At 71.3% G+C, this 23819-nt stretch carries 4 protein-coding genes; 1 reads left to right on the top strand and 3 read right to left on the bottom strand.

Going from position 1 to position 23819, the window contains the following annotated elements:
• Positions 1–134: 134 nt before the first annotated feature.
• The 3 genes from ACFV2X_RS50155 to ACFV2X_RS50165 all read right to left on the bottom strand — a co-directional run bounded on the left by ACFV2X_RS50155 (position 135) and on the right by ACFV2X_RS50165 (position 2951).
• A complete protein-coding gene (locus tag ACFV2X_RS50155) occupies positions 135–326 on the bottom strand; it encodes a ferredoxin (protein WP_385629760.1) in 192 nt (63 codons plus the stop codon).
• Between the two features lie 20 nt (positions 327–346).
• The gene (locus ACFV2X_RS50160; protein WP_385629763.1) at positions 347–1522 is read right to left on the bottom strand and encodes a cytochrome P450; all 1176 of its coding nucleotides are present in this window, start codon (positions 1520–1522) and stop codon (positions 347–349) included.
• A 67-nt stretch (positions 1523–1589) separates the two neighbouring features.
• Positions 1590–2951, bottom strand: coding sequence for a glycosyltransferase (locus ACFV2X_RS50165; RefSeq protein ID WP_385629766.1), 1362 nt, complete (start codon positions 2949–2951; stop codon positions 1590–1592).
• 341 nt (positions 2952–3292) lie between these two features.
• Between ACFV2X_RS50165 and ACFV2X_RS50170 the strand changes: the two genes are divergently transcribed.
• Positions 3293–23819, top strand: a 20527-nt coding sequence (locus tag ACFV2X_RS50170) for a type I polyketide synthase (RefSeq protein WP_385629769.1), incomplete at its 3' end; no start/stop codon positions are given.

The following is a 23819-nucleotide window of genomic DNA, read 5'->3' on the forward strand; positions in this document are numbered from 1 at the left end:
GGCCCGGGACATGGCAAACGGCCCGGATGACGGCTTCCAACGGGGCTGGAGCGCGTCATCCGGGCCGCGAGGTCCGGTCAGGAGCCGTCCGGGTCAGGAGCCGTGGCGAGACACCCAGGAAGGCACCGGGGCCATCACCCCTCCTCCAGGGTGATGGCCCCGGACGGGCAGAGGTGGACGGCCTCGCGGGCCGCGTCCTTGGTGGCCGCGCCGGGCTCCGAGAGCACCGTGACGGTGCCGTCGTCGTCCTGGTCGAACAGGTCCGGCGCGGCGAGCACACACTGGCCGGCCCCGACACAGCGGTCGGCGTCCGCGTTGATTCGCAACGTATTCACCTCCGTCGGAACTACCAGGTGACCGGCAGTTCATGCAGGCCGAACAGGATCCCTTCGTCCTTGAACGGCAGTTCCTCGGGCGGCACCGCGAGCCGCAGGGTCGGAATCCGCTCGAACAGCGTCCGGTAGGCGATCCCCATCTCGGACCTGACCAGGTGCTGGCCGAGACACTGATGCACGCCGTAGCCGAACGCCACATGGTGGCGCGCGGTTCGGCCGGGATCGAACTGGTCGGCCCGCTCGAAGGCGTTCTCGTCATGGTTGGCCGCCGCGCCCAGGGGCACGATGCCCTCCCCGGCCTTGATCAGCTGACCGCCGATCTCGACGTCCTCGACCGCCACCCGCAACGCCACCCGGTCGGCGACCGACAGATAGCGCAGCGCCTCCTCGACCGCGCGCGGATCCCCGATCCACTCCCGGTTCAGCAGCAGCATGACCACACCGAGGGCGATGTTGTTGGCCGTGGTCTCATGGCCGGCGATCAGCAGCAGCAGCGCGATGCCGGAGACCTCCTGGGCGGTCAGCGTCTCGTTCTTCAGCAATCCGCTGATCAGATCGTTGCCGGGGAACTTGTGCTTGATGGAGATCAGCTTGGTCAGATAGGTGATGAGCTCCTTGGCCGCGCTCTCCCGCTGCTCGTCGGTCGAGGTGAACGTGACCAGGACGCGAGTGCGGGACTCGAAGTACTCATGGTCGGAGTACGGCACCCCCAGCAGCTCACAGATGACCAGGGACGGCACGGGCAGCGCGAACTGGGCCACCAGATCCGCGGAGTTTCTGCCCTCGAGCAGGGCGTCGATGAGCTTGTCCACGATGCGCTGGATGGCCGGCTGCATCTCCTTGATGCGCCGCACCGTGAATTCCGGGATGAGCGCCTTGCGGAACCGGCCGTGTTCCGGCGGGTCGTACGCGACGAACCAGCCGGGCACCTGGTCGGGCGGCGGCACCGTGCCGTTCTTTCCCATGCTGGGGAAGCCCTCGTGCAGGGGGTTGGAGCTGATCCGGGGATCGGTGAGCACACTGCGTACGTCTTCGTGGCGGGTGACGAGCCACACCGTGCTGCCGTTGGGCAGTGAGGACTTGACCAGCCCCTCCTGCGAGCGCAGCCCGGCGTACTCCGCCGGTGGGCAGAGACGGCCTGGCTGCCGCCTCGGAAACTCGATCGGAATTGCGTCAGCGGTTGCCATCTTCACGCTTCCCACGTAGGTGGTGTTCGGACAAGGAGTGTCGGCCGGTCGTCACTTCAGCGCGCCGCTACTTCAGCGCGGGGGAACCGAGAATCAGATCGGCCGCGGTGTTCAAACCGCCCGCCTCCCGCTGCACCTGGGCGAAGTGCCGGGCCCGCTCGTGGAACGAGGCCTCGTTCAGCACCCGCGTCAGCTTGTCGACCACATCGTCGACGTCGAAGGTCTGCGGCCGGTCAAGCGTCAGACTGACCCCGCTGTCCGCGCCGCGTACGGCCTGGTCGTAGCAGTCGATCCACAGCGGCCGGACCACCAGCGGTTTGCCGAAGTAGATGCCCTCGTGGAAGCCGTTGCCCCCGCCGTGGGTGAAGAACACCTTGACGTTCGGGTGGGCCAGCACATCGAGCTGGGACGGCACCCAGCTCTCGATCCGCAGATTGCCCGGCAGTTCGCCGTCCGGCGGCAGAAACTGCTGCTGGTCCTTGGGCAGCTTCCACAGCACATCGTGGCGCCCATCGAGCCGGCGGACCACCTCCACCAGGGAGCGCACCTGGTCGGCGGTCAGCCGGGTGACCGTACCGAAGCCCATGTAGACCACCGAGTCCCGGGCGTCGAGCCACCGGGACAGCCCGCCGTCGTCCGGTGCCTCGGGCAGTGGCGGCACGATCGCGCCCAGCAGGCGCATGTTGTCGGGGAACGGGAACGGATACTCCAGGCCGGTGACCGAGAAGCACAGGACCTGTTCGGCCAGGTCGGTCCGCGCGGTCATCTTGGCCGCCTCGGGGGCGATACCGAGGTCCTTGCGCACCTGGTTGAAGGCGCCGAGCGTCTTGAGCATGCTCGGCTTGAAGAACATCGCCACCTTGCGGATCTTGAACCAGCGATTGGCCATCCGCTGAGCGAAGGACATGTGGAGCGACAGACCGGAGTGTGCCGAGGGGAAGTTGGAGCGAAGGCTGGTCATGAAGAGGTTGCTGGGCAGGAAGGGGACGCTCAGCATGAACGGGATCTTCCTGGTGATGGCCACCTCGACACCGAAGAACGACACGCTGTCTATGATCATCAGCGCGGGCTCGACCTCATCCACCACCGCGTCCAGAGCGCGGTACTTGGGGACCCGCAGCTGCGGTTTGAAGGTGTGCTCCACGAGCGCGCGGTGGGCCTTCCACCGCGAGGGCTGAGTGACGCGCCGATACGTCTCGTCGTCCCAGGTGGGGGAGGAGAACTCGGGCACCACCTCGCCCAGGGAGGCAAAGCGCACCGGGCTGTCCTCGTTGATGCTCTCGATGTCCGCACGCCGCTTCTCGTCGGTGGCGAACCACAGATCCGGCACCCCCCGCCGCGACAACTCGGTGGCGATGGTGAACAGCGAGTTGAACAACCCGCTCTCCGGTGAACTCACAAACAGGATCGGCCGTCGGGACGAGGTCACGATCAACACCTCCGCGGGTGCGGGCTGGATGACGGGAGGCATGCCGAGCGCGTTCGCGCGTTGCAGCGCGCGAACAAGGCGATCGGTACTCGATCGGCAGCCAGGCTTCTTTGCTACCGGCACACGGTCAAAGAAATCCCCAGTAGTTGACCGACACCGGGGCGCTGAGCTGCTGGCTGACGCGCGCTGCGGCAATGACTAGGGGATTGCCAGTGGCTCGTCGCTTTCACTTCGAAACCAGGGACGCCGATTGGTTCGACGGCGCGCACTGGGAAACCGCGCACGCGGCGCTGCGCCCGTGAGCGATGTCCACGGATCCATGCCGAACTACGGAGTTGATCATGGCTACGCCCAGCGACAAGGTCGTCGAAGCGCTCCGAGCCTCCATGAAGGAGACCGAGCGGCTGCGTCGGCAGAACCAGACGCTCGTTGCCGCGGCAACGGAGCCGATCGCGATCGTGGCAATGAGCTGCCGGTTCCCGGGCGGGGTGGGTTCCCCGGAGGAGCTGTGGGAACTGGTTGCCGACGGCCGCGAGGCGATCTCCGGTTTCCCCGTCGACCGCGGCTGGGACCTGGACGCGCTGGACGCGGGTGACGGCCGTCCGGGCGCCAGCGCCACCCTGGAGGGCGGTTTCCTCGACGGTGTCGCCGACTTCGACCCCGGCTTCTTCGGGATCTCGCCACGCGACGCGCTGTCCATGGATCCGCAGCAGCGGCTGCTGCTGGAAACCTCCTGGGAGGCGGTGGAGCGGGCCGGGATCGACCCGATACGGCTGAAGGGCTCACGCACCGGGGTTTTCGTCGGCATGAGCGGCCAGGACTACTCGTATCTGACCGTGAACTCCCTGACCGACCTGGAAGGCAACGTCGGCACCGGCATGGGCGCCGGCGCCGCCTCCGGACGGCTCTCCTACACGCTCGGTCTCGAAGGCCCCGCCGTCACGGTGGACACCGCCTGCTCCTCCTCGCTGGTGGCCCTGCACCTCGCCACCCAGGCGCTGCGGTCGGGGGAGTGCTCGCTGGCGCTGGTCGGCGGTGTGACCGTGATGTCCACTCCGGGCTCGTTCATCGAGTTCAGCCGCCAGGGCGGGCTGGCCGCCGACGGCCGGTGCAAGTCGTTCGCCGAGGCGGCGGACGGTACGGGCTGGGCCGAGGGTGTCGGCGTACTGGTGGTGGAGCGGCTGACGGACGCCCGCCGCAACGGACATCAGGTGCTCGCCCTGGTACGGGGCTCGGCGATCAACCAGGACGGCGCGTCCAACGGCTTCACGGCGCCGAACGGGCCGTCGCAGCAGCGGGTGATCCGGCAGGCGCTGGAGAACGCGGGGCTGTCCGTCGCCGATGTGGACGCGGTGGAGGCACACGGCACGGGCACGAAGCTGGGCGATCCCATTGAGGCGCAGGCGCTGCTGGCCACCTATGGCCAGGAGCGCGAACAGCCGCTGTGGCTGGGGTCGGTGAAGTCGAACATCGGTCATACGCAGGCGGCGGCGGGCGTGGCCGGTGTCATCAAGATGGTCATGGCGATGCGGCACGGGGTGCTCCCGGCCACCTTGCATGTGGCGGCCCCCTCTTCGCATGTGGACTGGTCGGCGGGCGCGGTCGAGTTGCTGACCGAGGCGGTGGCCTGGCCGGACGGGGAGCGCCCGCGCCGCGCCGGGATCTCCTCGTTCGGGGTCAGCGGCACCAACGCGCACACCATCCTGGAGCAGGCCCCACCGGAAGAGTCCGAGCCCGAGCCCGAGATCGCATCCGCCGGGTGCCCCGCCGTGGTGCCGTGGGTGCTGTCCGGTAGAACCGAACCCGCGCTGCGCGCCCAGGCGGCCCGTCTCGTGTCCTTCCTCGACGGCGCCACGTCCAGCGCGCCGCGGACGGACGCGCTGGACGTGGCGCTGTCGCTGGCCACCACCCGGTCGGGCTTCGAGCACCGGCTGGCGGTGCTGGCCGAGGACGCTGTGGGCCTCCGTGCGCAGCTGGGCTCCTGGCTCTCCGGGCGGACCACGGCGGGTGCGCTCCAGGGGGTGGCCCGGCCGGACGGCGGGCTCGGGGTGCTGTTCTCCGGCCAGGGTGCCCAACAGCCGGGCATGGGGCGGGAGTTGTACGCACGCTTCCCGGCGTTCGCCGAAGCGTTCGACGCGGTGTGCGAGCACCTGGACGAGCGGTTGGAACGCCCGTTGCGGGAGGTGGTGTTCGCCGAGCCCGGGTCGCCGGAGGCGGCGCTGCTGGACGAGACGGGATGGACACAGCCCGCGCTGTTCGCCATCGAGGTGGCGCTGTTCCGGCTGGTCGAGTCGTGGGGCGTCCGGCCGGACACTCTGGCGGGGCATTCGATCGGTGAGATCGCGGCGGCACATGTGGCCGGGGTGTTCTCGCTGGCGGACGCGTGCACGTTGGTGGCGGCGCGAGCCCGGCTGATGCAGGAGTTGCCGTCCGGTGGGGCGATGGTGTCGCTGCAGGCCGCCGAGGACGAGGTCGTCCCGTATCTGGGTGAGCGGGTGTCGATCGCCGCGCTCAACGGACCGCGCTCGGTGGTGATCGCCGGGGATGAGGCCGCGGTGCTGGAGATCGTGGCGCGGTTCGAGGAGCAGGGCCGCAAGACCCGCCGCCTGCGGGTGTCGCATGCGTTCCATTCGCCGTTGATGGACCCGATGCTGGCCGAGTACGACGAGGTCGCGCGTGGGATCTCGTACGAGGCGCCACAGATCCCGTTCGTATCGAACGTGACCGGCGAACCGGCCACGGCCGAGCTGGTGTGTTCCCCCGAGTACTGGGTGCGGCACGTCCGGGAGCCGGTGCGGTTCGCCGACGCGGTGAGGGTAATGAGCGCGGCCGGTGCGTCCGCCTTCCTCGAGGTCGGCCCCGACGGCGTGCTGTCCGCCATGGCCCAGGAGACACTGGGTGGTCGGCCCACCGCCCCAGCCCTCGTCCCCGCGCTCCGCAAGGACCGGACCGAAGAGGAGACTCTGACCGAGGCGGTGGCTCGGCTGCACATCGTTGGGGTTCGTCTGGACTGGACGGCGTTCTTCGCCGGGTCCGGGGCGCGGCGCGTGGATCTGCCGACCTACGCGTTTCAGCACGAGCGGTACTGGCCCGAGGCCGCCGTGGCCGCACCGGGCGGTGCGGCGGATCCGGTGGACGCGGAGTTCTGGGCCGCGGTGGAGCGGGAAGACCTCAGCGCGTTGGCGGCCGACCTGGATGTCGACCTGGATGTCGACGGCGCGGCGCTGGAATCCCTGGTACCGGCGTTGTCGTCGTGGCGTCGCCAGCGGCGGGAGCGGTCGGTCCTGGACGGGTGGCGACACCGCGTCACCTGGAAGCCGCTGACTGGCGTGCCCGAGGGCGTGGTGTCGGGCACCTGGCTGGCCGTAGTGCCGGAGGGGCTGGCGGAGGACCCGTGGGTGTGCTCGGTGGCCGCCGCGCTGGGCGCGGGGGCGGTGCGGTTGGAGGTCGGTGACACGGACCGTACGGCCCTGGCCGCGCGGTTGCGCGAGGTCGTGGCGGACGCCGGGCCGCCCGCGGGCGTGGTGTCGCTGCTGGCGCTGCTGGAGTCGGCGACGGCGGAGCGTCCGGCCGTACCCGAGGGCGTCGCGCTGACGACGTCGCTGCTGCAGGCGCTGGGCGACGCGGGCGTTGACGCGCCGGTGTGGGCGGTCACCCGGGGCGCGGTGTCGGTGGGGCGTTCGGAGCGGGTGACGAATGCGGTCCAGGCCGCCGTGTGGGGCCTTGGTCGCGTTGCGGCGCTGGAGTACCCCCAGCGCTGGGGTGGTCTGGTCGATCTGCCGGAGGCCGTGGACGGGCGGGTGGCATCGCGGTTCGCCGCGGCGCTGGCCGGGTTCGAGGGCGAGGACCAGATCGCGGTCCGGAGGTCCGGAGTGTTCGGCCGCCGACTTGTCGCGGCGCCGGCCGGGATTGGGGCGGGGGCCTGGGAGCCGTCGGGCACGGTGTTGGTGACCGGCGGTACGGGGGTGTTGGGCGGCCATGTCGCCCGCTGGCTGGCGCGCAGTGGCGCCGAACACCTGGTGCTGGCCAGTCGCAGCGGCGAAAAGGCCCCGGGCGCCGACGAGTTGCGGTCCGAGCTGGTGGCCCTGGGCGCTCGGGTCTCGGTGGTGGCGTGCGATGTGGCCGATCGGGACGAGGTGGCGGCCGTGCTGGCCGCCGTTCCCGACGACTGCCCGCTGACAGGTGTGGTGCATGCGGCGGGTGTGCTGGACGACGGAGTGCTGGAAGGGCTGACGCCGGAGCGGTTCGAGGCGGTGTTCCGGTCCAAGGTGCGGTCCGCCCTCGTCCTGGACGAGCTGACCCGGGACGTGGACCTCGCGGTGTTCGCGCTGTTCTCGTCGGCGGCGGGCGCGCTGGGCAACCCGGGACAGGGGAACTACGCCGCCGCGAACGCGGTGCTGGACGCGCTGGCGGAGCGGCGCCGCGCTCAGGGCCTGCCCGCCACCTCCGTGGCCTGGGGCGCCTGGGCCGGTGGCGGCATGGCCGGGGACGGCCGGGGCGACGCCCTTACGCGGCGTACCGGCACCTCGGCCCTGGAACCCGAGATGGCGATCTCCGCATTGAGCCGGGCCGTCGTCGGGCAGGACGCGGTCGTCGTCATCGCCGACATTCAGCGGCCCGAGTTTCTGCGCGTGTTCGCCGGCGTACGTCCCAGCCCGGTCCTGTCCGACCTGCCCGGCTATCGCGAGCTCGCCGAGGCGGGAACCGCCGGCAGCCGGGAGATCGCACAGGCCGCGTCCGCCCTCGTGGAGCGGCTGTCCGGGCTGGCCGCGTCGGATCGCCCCGCAGCCGTACTGAACCTGGTCCGCAGCGAGGTCGCCGCGGTGCTCAGGCACTCCGGCGTGGCGGCGATCGAGCCCGACCGGGCGTTCAAGGACCTGGGCTTCGACTCGCTGACCGCGATCGAGCTGCGCAACCAGTTCGCCACCGTGACCGGGCTCAGCCTGCCCGCCACCTTGGTGTTCGACCACCCAACCCCCGCCGTCCTCGCGGACTTCCTGGTGGCCGAGTTGACGGGAGACCGCGACGAGGGGCCCGGCCCGGCGGTCGCCGCGGCCGACGTCGCCGACGACCCGGTCGTGATCGTCGGGATGAGCTGCCGCTTTCCGGGTGATGTGCGATCCCCCGAGGATCTGTGGCGACTGGTCGCCGAGGGGCAGGACGCGATTTCCGGCTTCCCGACCGATCGTGGCTGGGACCTCGACGGACTCTCCGGCGGCGGTTCCGGGAGCAGCGACACCGCCAAGGGAGGCTTCCTCTACGACGCGGCCGGGTTCGACGCCGACTTCTTCGGGATCTCCCCGCGTGAGGCGATGGCCATGGATCCCCAGCAGCGACTGCTGCTGGAGTCCGCGTGGGAGGCGTTCGAGCGCACCGGAATCGACCCGGTATCGCTCCGCGGCGGCCAGGTCGGAGTGTTCGTCGGGACGAACGGCCAGGACTACTCGGACCTGGTCAGGACGGCGAACTCCGATATGTCGGGGCACACCGGTACGGGCATCGCGGCGAGCGTGGCGTCCGGCCGGCTCTCCTACACACTCGGCCTCGAGGGTCCCGCGATGACGGTCGACACGGCCTGCTCGGCGTCACTGGTGGCGCTGCACCTGGCGGCGCAGGCGCTGCGATCGGCGGAGTGCTCACTCGCCCTGGCGGGCGGTGTGACGGTGATGTCCACCCCGGGCGGGTTCGTGGGCTTCAGCGGGCAGAGCGGACTGGCCCCGGACGGTCGCTGCAAGGCGTTCGCGGATGCGGCGGACGGCACGGGGTGGTCCGAGGGCGTGGGGCTGCTGGTGCTGGAGCGGTTGTCGGACGCCCGGCGCAACGGCCACGACGTGTTGGCTGTAGTACGCGGTTCGGCGGTGAATCAGGACGGTGCGTCCAATGGGCTCACGGCGCCGAACGGTCCGTCGCAGCAGCGGGTGATCCGTGCCGCGTTGGCGAGCGCAGGTCTCTCCCCGGTGGATGTGGACGCGGTGGAGGCGCACGGTACGGGGACCACGCTGGGCGATCCGATCGAGGCGCAGGCGTTGCTGGCCACCTACGGGCAGGGGCGGGAGCGGCCGCTGTGGCTGGGGTCGGTGAAGTCGAACATCGGTCATACGCAGGCCGCGGCGGGCGTGGCCGGTGTGATCAAGATGGTGATGGCGATGCGGCACGGGATGTTGCCGCGCACACTGCATGTGGATGAGCCGTCGTCGCATGTGGACTGGTCGGCGGGTGCGGTCGAGCTGTTGCGGGAGCCGGCCGAGTGGCGGGAGGCCGGCGGGCCCCGCCGGGCGGGTGTCTCGTCGTTCGGGATCAGCGGTACCAACGCACACATCATTCTCGAGCAGGGTCCGGCGCCTGTGGTGTCCGAGACCGTGCCGGTGGTCGCGGGGCCGGTGGACGCGCGGCCGGTGCCGTGGCCGGTGTCGGCGAAGAGTGCGGAGGCGCTGGCGGCGCAGCTGGACCGGCTGCGGGAATGGGCCGATGAGAACCCCGGCCCGGCGCCGTTGGATGTGGGCTACTCGCTGGCCACGGGCCGGTCGCTGTTCGAGCACCGCGCCGTGCTGCTGGCCGACATCGGTGATGACGACGACCCGGTGGAGATCGCCCGTGACGGGGCGAGGAGCGGCGTCAAACTCGGGGTGCTGTTCTCCGGCCAGGGCAGCCAACGCGCCGGTATGGGACGGGAGTTGTACGGTTGCTTCCCGGAGTTCGCCGAAGCCCTCGACGCGGTGTGTGCGCATCTGGACCGGGAACTGGACCGCCCGCTGCGGGACGTGCTCTTCGCCGAGCCCGGTTCGGCCGACGCGGCACTGCTGGACGAGACGGGATGGACGCAGCCCGCGCTGTTCGCGGTCGAGGTGGCGCTGTTCCGGCTGCTGGAGTCCTGGGGTGTCCGGCCGGACCATCTCGCCGGGCATTCGATCGGCGAGGTCGTGGCCGCGCATGTGGCAGGGGTGTTCTCGCTGGCGGACGCCTGCACGCTGGTGGCCGCCCGGGCCCGGCTGATGCAGGAGCTGCCGTACGGCGGGGCGATGATGTCCGTACAGGCGACCGAGGACGAGGTCGTCCCGCACCTGGGCGAGCGGGTGTCGATCGCCGCGCTCAACGGACCGCGCTCGGTGGTGATCGCCGGTGAAGAGCCCCAGGTGGATCAGGTCGCGGCCCGCCTCGAGGCCGAGGGCCGCAAGACGAAGCGGCTGGCCGTCAGCCACGCCTTCCACTCTCCTTTGATGGACCCGATGCTGGCGGACTTCCGGCACGTGGTGGCACGTCTGTCGCCCCAGGAGCCGGCCATCCCCGTCGTGTCCAATCTGACCGGCCGCCTCGCCACGGCGGAGGAGCTGCTGTCGCCGGAGTACTGGGTGCGGCACGTACGGGAGTCGGTGCGGTTCGCCGACGGCCTGCGGACGTTGACCGAGGAAGGTGTTTCCGTACTGGTCGAACTGGGCCCGGACGGCGTGCTGTCGGCGATGGCCCAGGAGTCGGTGCCCGAGGATGCCGTGGTGGTCCCGGCGCTGCGCAAGGACCGGGATGAGCGGTCCGCCTTGGTGGCGGCACTGGCCCGGCTGCATGTGACGGGTGTCGGCGTGAACTGGTCCGCGTTCTTCGCCGGAACCGGTGCGCGCCGGGTCGACCTGCCCACGTATGCCTTCCAGCACCAGCGGTTCTGGCCGTCCGCCTCGGTGAGCGCGGCGGACCTGACCGGTGCGGGACTGGAGCCGGCCGGACACCCGCTGCTGGGCGCCGCCATGACGGTGGCGGCCTCCGAGGAGCTGGTCCTGACCGGCACGCTGTCCCTGACCACCCACCCCTGGCTGGCCGACTACGTGGTGGGCGAGCAGGTGTGCTTCCCCGGCACCGGCTTCCTGGAACTGGTGGTCCGCGCCGCCGACCAGGCCGGATGCGATCGGATCGAGGACCTGTCCCTGACCACCCCCCTGGTACTGGCCGAGCGGGGCGGGGCGCGGGTGCAGCTCTGGGTGGGGAGCCGGGACAACCTCGGACACCGGGAACTGCGGTTCCACTCGTGCCCCGCCGACGGCCCCGGGCAGGAGTGGACCCTGCACGCCACGGGAGTCCTCACGGAGGGCGCGGAGGTCGCCGACTTCGATACGGCGGCATGGCCGCCGCACGGGGCGACCACGATGGACCTGGACGGCCTGTACGAACACCACGAACGGGCCGGGCTGGCCTACGGACCGGCCTTCCGCGGACTGCGGGCGGTCTGGACGCGCGGTGCGGAGGTCTTCGCCGAAGTCGCCCTGCCCGAGGACGTACGGGACGCGGAAACCTTCGGTGTGCACCCGGCGCTGCTCGACGCCGCACTCCACGCGGCCGTGTTCACGGATGCCGACGGCGGCGAACCGGGCCTGCTGCCGTCCACCTGGAGCGGAGTGTCGCTGCATGCCTCGGGGGCATCGACGCTGCGAATCAGGCTGACCAGGAGCGGCCCGGACACGGTCGCGCTGAGCGCCGTCGATGTGCAGGGCGCACCGGTGATCTCGGTGGGCTCGCTGGCACTGCGGGCGGCATCGACGCGGACGGTTGCGACGACGGGCCGCGACGAGCTGAACTCGCTGTTCCGGGTCGAGTGGGTGCCCCGGCAGCTGGACGGCGCGGCCGGGGCCGCCGAGTGGGCGGTGCTCGGCACGGACGCGTGGGATCTGGCTGCGGTACTGGAATCCGCGGGCGTCACCCGGGACACCACGCCGGTACGGGCGTTGGCCGACCTCGCCGGGCCCGAAGGCGCCGCGGTCCCCCAGGTCGTGGTCGCCCCGCTCATGGGCGAACCGCTCATGGGCGACGACCCCGCTCGTGGCCCCGAGTCGGTGCGCGAACTGACACACCGCGCGCTGGAGCTGTTGCGGGACTGGCTGGCCGAGGAGCGGTTCGCCCGGTCGCGCCTGGTGTTCGTCACCCGGGGAGCGGTGGCCGACGCGGACCAGGACATCACCGACCTGGCGGCCGCGGCGGTGTGGGGCCTCGTACGGTCCGCCCAGTCGGAGAACCCCGGCCGGTTCCTGCTGGTTGACCTGGACGACTCGGCGGAGTCCGCGGCCGTGCTGCCCGCGCTCCCCGGGCTGCTTGACGCCGAGGAGCCGCAGGCAGTCGTCCGCGCGGGCGCGGTACGTGTCGCTCGTATGACGCAGCTGGCCTCGTCCGACAGCCTGGTGCCGCCGACCGGTGCGCCGTGGCGGCTGGACATCCGCGCGAAGGACAGCCTGGACACCGACGAGAATGGCAGCCTGGACGGGCTGACGCTCGCCGCGTGCCCGGAGACGCTCGAGCCACTGACGGACCGCGAGGTGCGGGTGGCCGTACGTGCCGCCGGGGTGAACTTCCGCGACGTCCTGGGCGCGCTCGGCGGGAACCCGGGCGGAGCCGGGCCGCTCGGCTCCGAGGCCGCAGGTGTGGTCGAGGCGATCGGCCCCGAGGTGACCGGGCTCCGGCCGGGCGACCGGGTGATGGGTCTGCTCTCCGGCGGATTCGGCCCCGTGGGGGTGACGGACGAACGGCTCCTCACCCGCGTACCCGACGGCTGGACGTGGGAGACCGCCGCCTCGGTGCCGCTGGCGTTCCTGACCGCGTACTACGCACTGGTGGAACTCGCCGGTCTGCGAGCCGGGGAGAAGGTGCTGATTCACGCGGGCGCGGGTGGCGTCGGTATGGCGGCGATCCGACTGGCCCGCCATCTGGGCGCGGACGTGTTCGCCACCGCGAGCGAGGGCAAGTGGGACGCCCTGCGGTCGCTGGGCGTGGCGGAGGATCACATCGCCTCCTCGCGCACCACGGAGTTCGAGCCGAGGTTCGCCGCTGCCACGGACGGGGGCGGGGTGGATGTCGTACTCAACGCCCTGTCGGGGGAGTACGTCGACGCCTCGCTGCGCCTGCTGGCGCCGGGCGGCCGGTTCCTGGAGCTGGACAACCTGGATGAGGCGAACATCCGCGACCCACAAGCGCTGCCGGAGTGCCACTACCAGCCGTTCGACCTGGGGCTGGTGGACCACGAGCACATCCAGCGGATGCTCGTCGAGTTGGTGCGGCTGTTCCGCGACGGTTCTCTGCGGCCGCTTCCGGTGCGTACCTGGGATGTGCGCCGGGCCCGCGATGCGTTCCGGCACATGAGCCTGGCCCGGCACATCGGCAAAGTCGTCCTGACCACGCCCCGCCGATGGGACGCCGAGGGCACCGTACTGATCACCGGGGGCACCGGCGGGCTCGGTGCCGAGCTGGCCCGGCATCTGGTCACCCGACGCGGCCACCGACACCTGCTGCTGGCCGGCAGGCGCGGCCTCGACGCCCCCGGCGCCGTGGAGTTGCGGGACGAGCTGATCGCATACGGTGCCGAGGTCACCGTGACCGCCTGTGACCTCTCCGAACGAGCTGCCACCGCCGAACTGCTCGCCGCCGTCCCGGCCGGACACCCGCTCACCGCGGTGGTACACACCGCGGGCGTACTGGACGACGGAGTCATCGGATCGCTGACCCCGGAACGACTGGACACGGTACTGCGGCCGAAGGTCGACGCCGCATGGCATCTGCACGAACTCACGCGTGACCTCGACGTGGCCGCATTCGTCTGCTACTCCTCGGTGTCCGGTGTGATGGGCACTGCGGGCCAGGCCAACTACGCGGCGGGCAACGTCTTCCTGGACGCCCTGGCTCAGCACCGGCGTGCCCACGGCCTCCCCGCGATCTCCCTCGCCTGGGGAGCCTGGGCGCAGGGCACGGGCATGACCAGCACCCTGAGCGACGACGAGATGCGCCGGATCAGCGAAGCGGGCATGCCACCGCTCTCGGTCGAGCGCGGACTGGCGTTGTTCGACGCCGCCACCGCCTGTGACGAGGCACTGGTCCTGCCGCTCGGGATCGGAAACGGCGCGCTGCGGCTGCCCGGCGGTGTCCCCGCCATCCTGCGCGGACTGGTACGGCCCGGTCGTCGTAAGGCCGCGGGTGGTGTCACGGAGTTGTCCCGGGCGGGCCTCGCCGAGCGGCTGGCCGGGCTGCCGGAGGACGAGCGGTCGCGGTTCCTGGTCGACCTGGTGCGTACGGAGGTTGCCCAGGTGCTGCGGTACTCCAGGACGGCGGCCATCGGCGCCGACCGGGCGTTCAAGGATCTGGGCTTCGACTCATTGACCGCGATCGAGCTGCGCAATCAGCTCGCGGCGACGACCGGTCTCAGCCTGCCGTCCACGCTGGTGTTCGACCACCCGACGCCCGCGGCGCTGGCACAACTCCTGCTGACCGAGCTCATGGGCACGCGGACCGAGACCGCTCTCCCGGCGTTGCCGGCCGTCCCCATGGACGACCCGATCGTCATCGTCGGGATGAGCTGCCGGTTCCCCGGCGGTGTGCGCTCTCCCGAGCAGCTGTGGGACCTGGTCGCCGACGGCCGCGACGCGATCTCGGCCTTCCCCACCGACCGCGGCTGGGACCTCGGCATACTCGCCGACGACCCCGACGGGCGGGGCGGCGGGGCCGTCCGCGAGGGCGGGTTCGTCTACGACGCGGCGGAGTTCGACGCGGGCTTCTTCGGGATCTCACCGCGTGAGGCGCTGGCGATGGATCCGCAGCAGCGGCTGCTGCTGGAGGCCGCGTGGGAGGCGTTCGAGCGCACCGGGATCGACCCCGTGTCGCTCCGAAGCAGCCGGACCGGTGTGTTCGTCGGCACGAACGGCCAGGACTATTCGACTCTGGTCATGAACGCCGGGGAGGAGCTGGCCGGGCACGCCGGTACAGGGCTCGCCGCGAGCGTGGCGTCCGGACGTCTGTCCTACACGCTGGCCCTGGAAGGCCCGGCGATGACGGTGGACACCGCGTGTTCTTCCTCGCTGGTGGCGTTGCACCTGGCGGCCCAGGCGCTGCGGTCGGGGGAGTGTTCACTGGCCCTGGCGGGCGGTGTGACGGTGATGTCCACCTCGGTGGGATTCGCCGGGTTCAGCCGCCAGGGTGGGCTGGCGCCGGACGGCCGGTGCAAGGCATTCGCCGATGCGGCGGACGGTACGGGCTGGTCCGAGGGTGTCGGCATGCTCGTGGTGGAACGGCTGTCGGACGCCCGGCGCAACGGCCACGAGGTGCTGGCGGTGGTGCGGGGCTCGGCGATCAACCAGGACGGCGCGTCCAATGGACTCACGGCGCCGAACGGGCCGTCGCAGCAGCGGGTGATCCGGCAGGCGCTGGCGAGCGCGGGGCTGTCCACGTCGGATGTGGACGCGGTGGAGGCGCACGGTACGGGGACCCGGCTGGGCGATCCGATCGAGGCGCAGGCGCTGCTGGCCACGTACGGCCAGGAGCGCGAACAGCCGCTGTGGCTGGGGTCGGTGAAGTCGAACCTCGGCCATACGCAGGCGGCGGCGGGTGTCGCCGGTGTGATCAAGATGGTCATGGCGATGCGGCACGGGGTGCTGCCCCCGACGCTGCATGTGGATGCGCCGACGTCACATGTGGACTGGTCCGCCGGCGCGGTCGAGCTGCTGGCCGAGCCCACCCCGTGGCCGGAGGCCGATCGGCCGCGTCGGGCGGGTGTCTCGTCGTTCGGGATCAGCGGCACCAACGCCCACATCATCCTTGAGCAAGGCCCGGCACCCGCGGCGCCCGAGGGCTCTTCCGCGGCTCCCGGCCTGGTGCCGTGGCTGGTGTCGGGCAAGAACGAGCCCTCGTTGCGAGCCCAGACCGACCAGCTCATGTCGTTCGTCGACACGAACCCCGGTCTGGCGCCGGTGGATGTGGGCTTCTCGCTGGCGACGAGCCGGTCGGTGTTCGAGCACCGTGCGGTGCTGCTGGCCGACGGGGAAGGCGTGGCGGCGGTTGCCGAGGGCGCCGCCGACATCGAGCCCACGGTGGCGTTCCTGTTCTCGGGACAGGGCAGTCAGCGGCTGGGGATGGGCCGCGAGCTGTACGGGCGGTTCCCGGTGTTCGCCGATGCGCTGGACGGGGTGTGTGCGCAGTTGGACGCGCACATGGACCGGCCGCTGCGCGATGTGCTGTTCGCGGAGACGGGCTCGGCCGACGCCGAGTTGCTTGACCGGACGGTGTTCACACAGCCCGCGTTGTTCGCTATCGAGGTGGCGTTGTTCCGGCTGCTGGAGTCGTGGGGTGTTCGGCCGGACTGTCTGGCGGGTCATTCGATCGGTGAGATCGCGGCGGCGCATGTGGCGGGGGTGTTCTCGCTGGCGGACGCGTGCACGTTGGTGGCGGCGCGGGGCCGGTTGATGCAGGAGTTGCCGTCGGGCGGGGCGATGGTGTCGCTGCAGGCCGCGGAGGACGAGGTGAGTCCGTATCTGACCCGTCGGGTGTCGATCGCCGCGGTCAATGGACCGCGCTCGGTGGTGATCGCCGGGGACGAAACCGCGGTGTCGGAGGTCGCGGCCCGGTTCGCGGAGGAGGGGCACGGGACCAGGCGGCTGCGGGTGTCGCATGCGTTTCACTCGCCGTTGATGGAGCCGATGCTGGACGGGTTCCGGCGGGTGGTGGAGGAGCTGTCCATCGAGGCTCCGCGGATCCCGCTGGTGTCGAATGTGACGGGTGAGATGACGTCGGCGGAGTCGGTGTGCTCGCCGGAGTACTGGGTGCGCCATGTGCGGGAGGCGGTGCGGTTCGCCGACGGGGTGGCCGCACTCAGCGCGGCCGGGGTGACCGCGTTCCTGGAGGTCGGCCCCGACGGAGTGCTGTCCGCCATGGCCCAGGACAGCCTGCCCGAGCCGTCCGCCGACACCGTCGTGATCCCGGCGCTGCGCAAGGACCAGGAAGAGGAGAGGGCGCTGCTCACCGCGCTGGCCCGACTGCACGTCATCGGTGTGCGGGTCGACTGGCAGGCGCTGTTCGCCGGAACGGGTGCTCGACGGGTGGACCTGCCCACCTACGCCTTCCAGCGCCGGCGCTACTGGCCGGCGACCTCGCTCCGTACGGGAGATGCCTCGGGTCTTGGCCTGGTCTCCGCGCTCCATCCCCTGTTGGGCGCGGCGGTGGAGCTGGCCGATGCCGGCGGTCTGCTGTTCACCGGTCGTCTGTCCGTGGCCACTCACCCGTGGCTGGCCGATCACGCGGCCGGCGGTGTGGTGCTGTTCCCCGGCACCGGCTTCCTGGAGCTGGCCATTCGCGCCGGTGACCAGGTCGGCTGCGGTTCGGTGGAGGAACTCACCCTGGCGACGCCTTTGGTGGTGCCCGAGCGGGATGCGGTGGCGGTACAGCTGCGAGTGGGCGAGCTGGACGACTCGGGACGCCGCAGTCTGACGGTGCACTCCCGTCCCGCCGATGTCGCGGAGGGGCCCTGGGTACGGCATGCCACGGGCGTGCTCGCGGCCGGGGAGCGCCGGGCGGAGTCCCGTGGCGCGGTGTGGCCGCCTGAGGGAGCGACCGAGGTCGATCTTGAGGGGTTCTACGAGCGGTTCGCGGAGGGCGGTTTCGCCTACGGGCCGGTGTTCCAGGGGCTGCGGGCGGTGTGGCGGCGCGGGGACGAGGTCTTCGCCGAGGTCGCCCTGGACGAGCAAGTGACCGATGCCGAATCCTTCGGCGTGCATCCCGCGCTGCTGGACGCCGCGCTGCACGCGGCGTTGTTCGTGGACCTGGATGCGAGCGCGGCCGGCCGGTTGCCGTTCTCCTGGAACGGGGTCTGTCTGCATGCCGGTGGCGCGTCGACGCTGCGGGTACGGCTGACCAAGGCCGGTGCGGAATCGGTGTCGCTGCTGGCGCTCGACCCGGCCGGGGACCCGGTTGTGTCGGTCGATTCGCTCGTGCTGCGGGCGGTGTCCACCGAACACATGGCCACCGCTTCCGCACGTCGCCACGATTCGCTGTTCCAACTGGAATGGACACCCTTGCCGGTGCCCGGGTCCGCCCATGGCACCGAGGATGCACCTGACGCCGTGGTGGTCCCGATCGACGGACGTGCCCACGGCGACGAGGCGGGCCCGGACACGGTGGCCGACACGGCGCGAGCACTCACCTCCAAGGCGCTGCGGCTGATTCAGGACTGGTCTCCCGACGACCGGTCGGCCCGGTCCCGCCTCGTGTTCGTGACCCGGGGCGCGGTCGCGGCGGAGGACGGGGACGAGGTCCTCGACCTTGGCGCCGCCGCGGTGTGGGGCCTGGTGCGGGCGGCGCAGGTGGAGAACCCTGACCAATTCGTGCTGATCGACCTCGACGAGAAGGAGGACGCCGCCGCGGCGATCCCCGCCGTGCTCGCTTCCGGAGAGCCACAGGCGGTCATCCGTGACGGCGCCGTCCGGGTCGGACGACTGGGCCGCGCGGTCACCGGGGAGCTCGAGCCGCGACAGTGGGATCCGGCGGGGACGGTCCTGATCACTGGTGGTACGGGCGGTCTGGGACGTCTGCTCGCACGGCACCTGGTGGCCGAGCACGGTGTGCGGCATCTGCTGCTGGCCAGCAGGCGCGGTGGCGAGAGTGACGCGGTCGTCGAGATGGTCGCCGAACTGACCGCGCACGGAGCCGAGGTCCGGGTCGTCGCATGCGACGTCGCGAACCGGGCCGCCGTATCGGAATTGCTCGCGGGGATCCCCGAGGAGCATCCGCTCACCGCGGTCGTCCACACCGCCGGTGTCCTGGACGACGGTGTGATCGGTTCGCTGACCCCGGACCGGCTGGACACCGTCTTCCGGCCCAAGGTGGACGCCGCGTGGCAGCTGCACGATCTCACCCAGGACATGAATCTCGCGGCGTTCGTGGTGTTCTCGTCGGTCACGGGCATCGTCGGCGGCGCCGGGCAGGCCAACTACGCCGCGGCGAACAGCTTCCTGGACGGCCTGGCCCAATACCGGCGAGCACATGGTCTCGCCGCGACGTCCTTGGCGTGGGGCCCATGGGAACAGAGCGCGGGAATGACCGGCGAGCTCGGCGAAGCGGACGTCAAACGGATGGCCCGGGGCGGAATGTCGCCGCTGCCCGCCGAGCAGGGCCTGGCCCTGTTCGACACCGCGTGCTCGCTGGGGCAAGCACTGCTGGTGCCCGCCCGCGTCGATGTGGCCGCGCTGCGGGCCCGGCGTGAGGTGCCATGGCTGGTGCGCTCCGACGCCGACCGGACCCCGCGCCGCCACGCCGCCGCAGGCGACCCGGCCGCGGCGGCCACACTCACCCAGCGGCTGACGGAGCTGCGCCCGGCGGACCGGGTCCGTGCCGTGGTGGACCTGGTGAGCACGGAGGTGGCCTCGGTTCTCGGGCACGAGTCGCCGGAAGCGGTGGAAGTCCGACATGAGTTCCGTGAGCTGGGCTTCGACTCGCTGACCGCGGTGGAGCTCCGTAACCAGCTGGCCAACGCCACCGGACTGCGCCTGCCGTCCACCCTCGTGTTCGACTACCCCACACCGCTGGCGCTGGCCGAACACCTGGTGGCGGAACTCGTCGGCACCGACAGCGGCCCGCTCGCGCCGGCGCCGCCCCGTACGCCCGTCGACGAGGACCCGATCGCGATCGTGTCCATGGCCTGCCGCTACCCCGGTGGTGTGGATTCCGCGGAGGGCCTGTGGCAGCTGGTGAGTGACGGACTGGACGGCATCTCCGGATTCCCGACCACGCGGGGATGGGATCTGGACGCGCTCTACGACCCGGATCGGAACACTCGCGGCAACACGAGCTATGTGCGTGAGGGCGGGTTCCTGCACGAGGCGGGCGAGTTCGACGCGGGCTTCTTCGGGATTTCGCCGCGTGAGGCGCTGGCGATGGATCCGCAGCAGCGGCTGTTGCTGGAGACCTCGTGGGAGGCGATCGAGCGGGCCGGAATCGACCCCCTGACGCTGCGCGGCAGCCGGACCGGTGTCTTCGCCGGAGTGATGTACCACGACTACGGCTCCGGCGCGGAATTCCCGGAGGAGGTGATGAGCTTCGTCGGGACCGGTACGGCGGGCAGCGTGATGTCGGGCCGGGTCGCCTACGCCCTCGGCCTGGAGGGCCCGGCGGTGACGGTCGATACCGCGTGCTCCTCGTCGCTGGTGGCCATGCACTGGGCGGCTCAGGCGCTGCGGGCCGGCGAATGCGCCCTGGCGCTGGCCGGGGGTGTGACGGTCATGGCCACTCCGGGGCCCTTTGTGGACTTCAGCGCCCAGGGCGGCCTGGCGGCAGATGGCCGGTGCAAGTCCTTCTCGGAGAGTGCTGACGGGGTGGGCTGGTCCGAGGGTGTAGGGATGCTGGTGCTGGAGCGGCTGTCGGACGCCCAGCGCAACGGCCATGAGGTGCTGGCCATCTTGCGGGGCTCGGCGGTGAACCAGGACGGTGCCTCGAACGGGCTCACGGCGCCGAACGGCCCGTCCCAACAGCGCGTCATCAAGCAGGCCCTGGCCGACGCCGGTTTCTCGCCCATCGATATCGACGCAGTGGAAGGACACGGAACCGGCACCACGCTGGGCGACCCCATCGAAGCCGAAGCGCTGCTGGCGACGTATGGCCGGGATCGGGACGCGGAGCGTCCGTTGTGGCTGGGGTCGGTGAAGTCGAATATCGGGCATACGCAGGCGGCGGCGGGTGTGGCCGGCGTGATCAAGATGGTCATGGCGCTGCGATACGGCACGCTGCCCGCCACCCTGCACCTCGACGAGCCGACCTCGCATGTGGACTGGTCGTCCGGCGCTGTCAGGCTGCTGACCGCACCGGTGGAGTGGCCGGAGGGCAGCCGCCCCAGGCGAGCGGCGGTGTCGTCGTTCGGGATCAGCGGCACCAACGCGCACACCATCTTGGAGCAGGCGCCGCCGGCGGCTGCCGGAGCCGAGGACGACACACCGGATGCGGCGCCCGGCGTCGTGCCGGTGGCGGTGTCGGGCAAGACGGCGGAGGCGCTGCAGGCCCAGGCGGCGCGGATGCTCTCGCACCTGGAGCGGAATCCGGGGCTGACCCCTGCCGACCTCGCGTTGTCCCTGCTGACCACGCGGTCGGCGTTCGAGCGGCGCGGAGTGGTGTTGTCCGGGGACCGTGGTGAGGCCATGGAGGGGCTGCGTGCCCTCGCCGTGGGCGGTGCGGCTGCCGGTGTGGTGCAGGACGTGGCCCGGGAGGACCGGGTGGTGGCGTTCCTGTTCTCGGGGCAGGGAAGTCAGCGGGCGGGGATGGGCCGGGAGTTGTACGGGCGGTTCCCGGTGTTCGCGGAGGCTCTGGATGAGGTGTGTGCGCATCTGGACCGGGAGTTGGACCGGCCGTTGCGGGAGGTGATGTTCGCCGAGCCCGGGTCCGTCGAGGCGGAGCTGTTGGACGAGACGGGGTGGACGCAGCCCGCGTTGTTCGCCATTGAGGTGGCGTTGTTCCGGCTGGTGGAGTCGTGGGGTGTCCGGCCGGACTGTCTGGCGGGTCATTCGGTCGGTGAGATCGCGGCGGCGCATGTGGCGGGGGTGTTCTCGCTGGCGGACGCGTGTGCGCTGGTGGCGGCGCGGGCCCGGCTGATGCAGGAGTTGCCGTCGGGCGGTGCGATGGTGTCGCTGCAGGCCACCGAGGACGAGGTCGCTCCGTATCTGACGGCCGGGGTGTCGATCGCGGCGGTCAACGGGCCGAGTTCGGTGGTGGTCGCCGGTGAGGAGGCCGCGGTGCTGGAGGTGGCGGCCAGGTATGAGGAGTTGGGGCGGAAGACTAGGCGTTTGCGAGTCTCGCATGCGTTTCACTCAGTCTTGATGGATGCGATGGTGGCGGAGTTCGGGCGGGTGGCCCGGGACATCTCCTATGAGGCCCCGGCGATTCCGTTCGTGTCGAATCTGACGGGTGAGTTGGCCGGCCCGGAGCTGGTGTGCTCGGCCGAGTACTGGGTGCGCCATGTTCGGGAGACGGTCCGTTTCGCCGCCGGCATGCGGTGGCTGGACGAACGTGGGGTGACCACGTATCTGGAGCTGGGCCCGAATGGGGTGCTCTCCGCGATGGCACAGGAGAGCCTGTCCGAGAAGTCGGCCGCCACCGCTGTTCTCGTCCCGGCCCTGCGCAAGGATCTGGACGAGGAGCGCGCGCTGGTCACGGCGCTGGCCCGGTTGCACTCTCATGGCGTGGCTGTCGAGTGGCAGCGGTTCTTCGCCGGGACCGGAGCCCGTCGGGTCGAGCTGCCGACCTACGCCTTCCAGCACGAGCTGTACTGGCCGGCCCCCGCGGCCCGCACCGGGGACGTGACCGCCGCTGGGCTGGGAGCCCCGGAGCATCCACTGCTGGGTGCCGCGGTGGAGCTGGCGGACGCCGGCGGTCTGCTGTTCACCGGCCGGCTGTCGCTGCGGTCGCATCCGTGGCTTGCCGACCACGCCGTGGGCGGCGTGGTGCTGTTCCCGGGGACCGGTTTCCTGGAGCTGGCGATCCGCGCCGGGGACCAGGTCGGCTGTGACCGTGTCGATGAACTCACGCTCGCCGCACCGCTGGTGCTGGAGGAGCGAGACGCGGTGGCCATCCAGCTCTGGGTGGCCGAGCCGGACGAGTCCGGCCGCCGCGGTGTGAACCTGTACTCCCGGCCCGCTGACGCCACGGACCAGCCCTGGGTCCGCCATGCCACGGGTGTGCTGGCCGCTGGGCAGGGGCCCGCCGAACCCACCATGTCGACCTGGCCTCCCACGGAGGCCACCCCGGTCGAACTGGACGGCTTCTACAAGCGGTTCGCCGAGGGAGGGTTCGGCTACGGCCCGCTGTTCCAGGGGCTGCGAGCGGTCTGGCAGCGCGGCGAAGAGACCTTCGCCGAGGTGGCGCTGCCGGAGCAGGGGAGCGACGCCGAGTCGTTCGGGATCCATCCCGCGCTGCTGGACGCGGCCCTGCACGCGGTGTCCTTCGTGGACCTCGGAGAGTCGGACCGGGGCCGGCTGCCGTTCGCGTGGAGCGGGGTGTCCCTGCACGCCGGCGGAGCCTCCGTGCTCCGCGTACGGATCGCCAAGGCCGGGGCCGAGTCGGTGTCGCTGACGGCGGTCGACATGGCGGGTGCGGTGGTCCTGTCGGCGGAATCGCTGACCTTGCGGCCACACTCCGCCGAGCAGCGGACCGGAGCACATCGCGGCGAGCGGGACGAGATGTTCCGGCTGGAGTGGGTGCCCGCCCCGGCCGACCCGGTGGCCGGCACCGGCCTGAACACGGTGGAGCTGACCGCCGACGAGGCCGCGGACCTGGAGGTGCTGGAGACAGTGCCGGACGTGGTGACGGTCGCGGCCGGGTCGGCGGGAGCCCACGATGTGGTCACGTCGGTGCACGAGGAGACCGCGCGGGTACTCGGCCTGATCCAGGGATGGGCGGCCGACGACCGGTTCGCGCACTCCCGTCTGGCGTTCGTCACCCGAGGAGCCATCGCGGTCGACGAGGGCACACCGGTGAGGGATCTGGCCGGGGCGGCGGTATGGGGGCTGGTGCGCTCGGCACAGGCCGAGCACCCGGACAGGTTCCTGCTCGTCGACGTGGACGAGCGGGAGGCATCCATGTCCGCGCTGCCGGTGGCGCTCGCCTCCGGCGAGCCGCAGGTCGTGGTGCGTGACGGAGCCGTACGCGTCGGCCGACTGGCCCGGGTGTCCACCGCAACGGACCTGGTGCCCCCGGCAGACGTGGCATGGCGCCTGGACAGCAGGCAGAAGGACAGGCTGGACAACCTCTCGTTGGTGGAGTTCCCGGAAGCCACCGAACCGCTGCGGGCCGATGAGGTCCGGCTCTCGGTACGGGCGGCGGGGATGAACTTCCGCGATGTGCTCAACGCGCTGGGCATGTACCCCGGGGACGCCGGATGGATGGGTTGCGAGGCCGCCGGGGTGGTCCTCGAAACCGGCTCCGAGGTCACCGCTTTTGGGGTCGGTGACCGGGTGCTCGGAATGGTGCAGGGCGCGTTCGGCCCGGTCGCCGTGGCCGATCGGCGTGCGCTGGTGAAGGTCCCCGACGAGTGGTCGTTGGAGGATGCCGCGGCGGTGCCGCTGGTGTTCCTCACCGCGTATTACGGGTTGGTGGATT

Origin of the sequence: Streptomyces sp. NPDC059679 (assembly GCF_042734105.1) — a bacterium.
Lineage (GTDB): Bacteria > Actinomycetota > Actinomycetes > Streptomycetales > Streptomycetaceae > Streptomyces.

What these genes read in the sequence shown, in the direction of transcription:
- ACFV2X_RS50160 (WP_385629763.1), bottom strand. Translation starts at nt 1,522, where the DNA reads ATGGCAACCGCTGACGCAATTCCGATCGAGTTTCCGAGGCGGCAGCCA.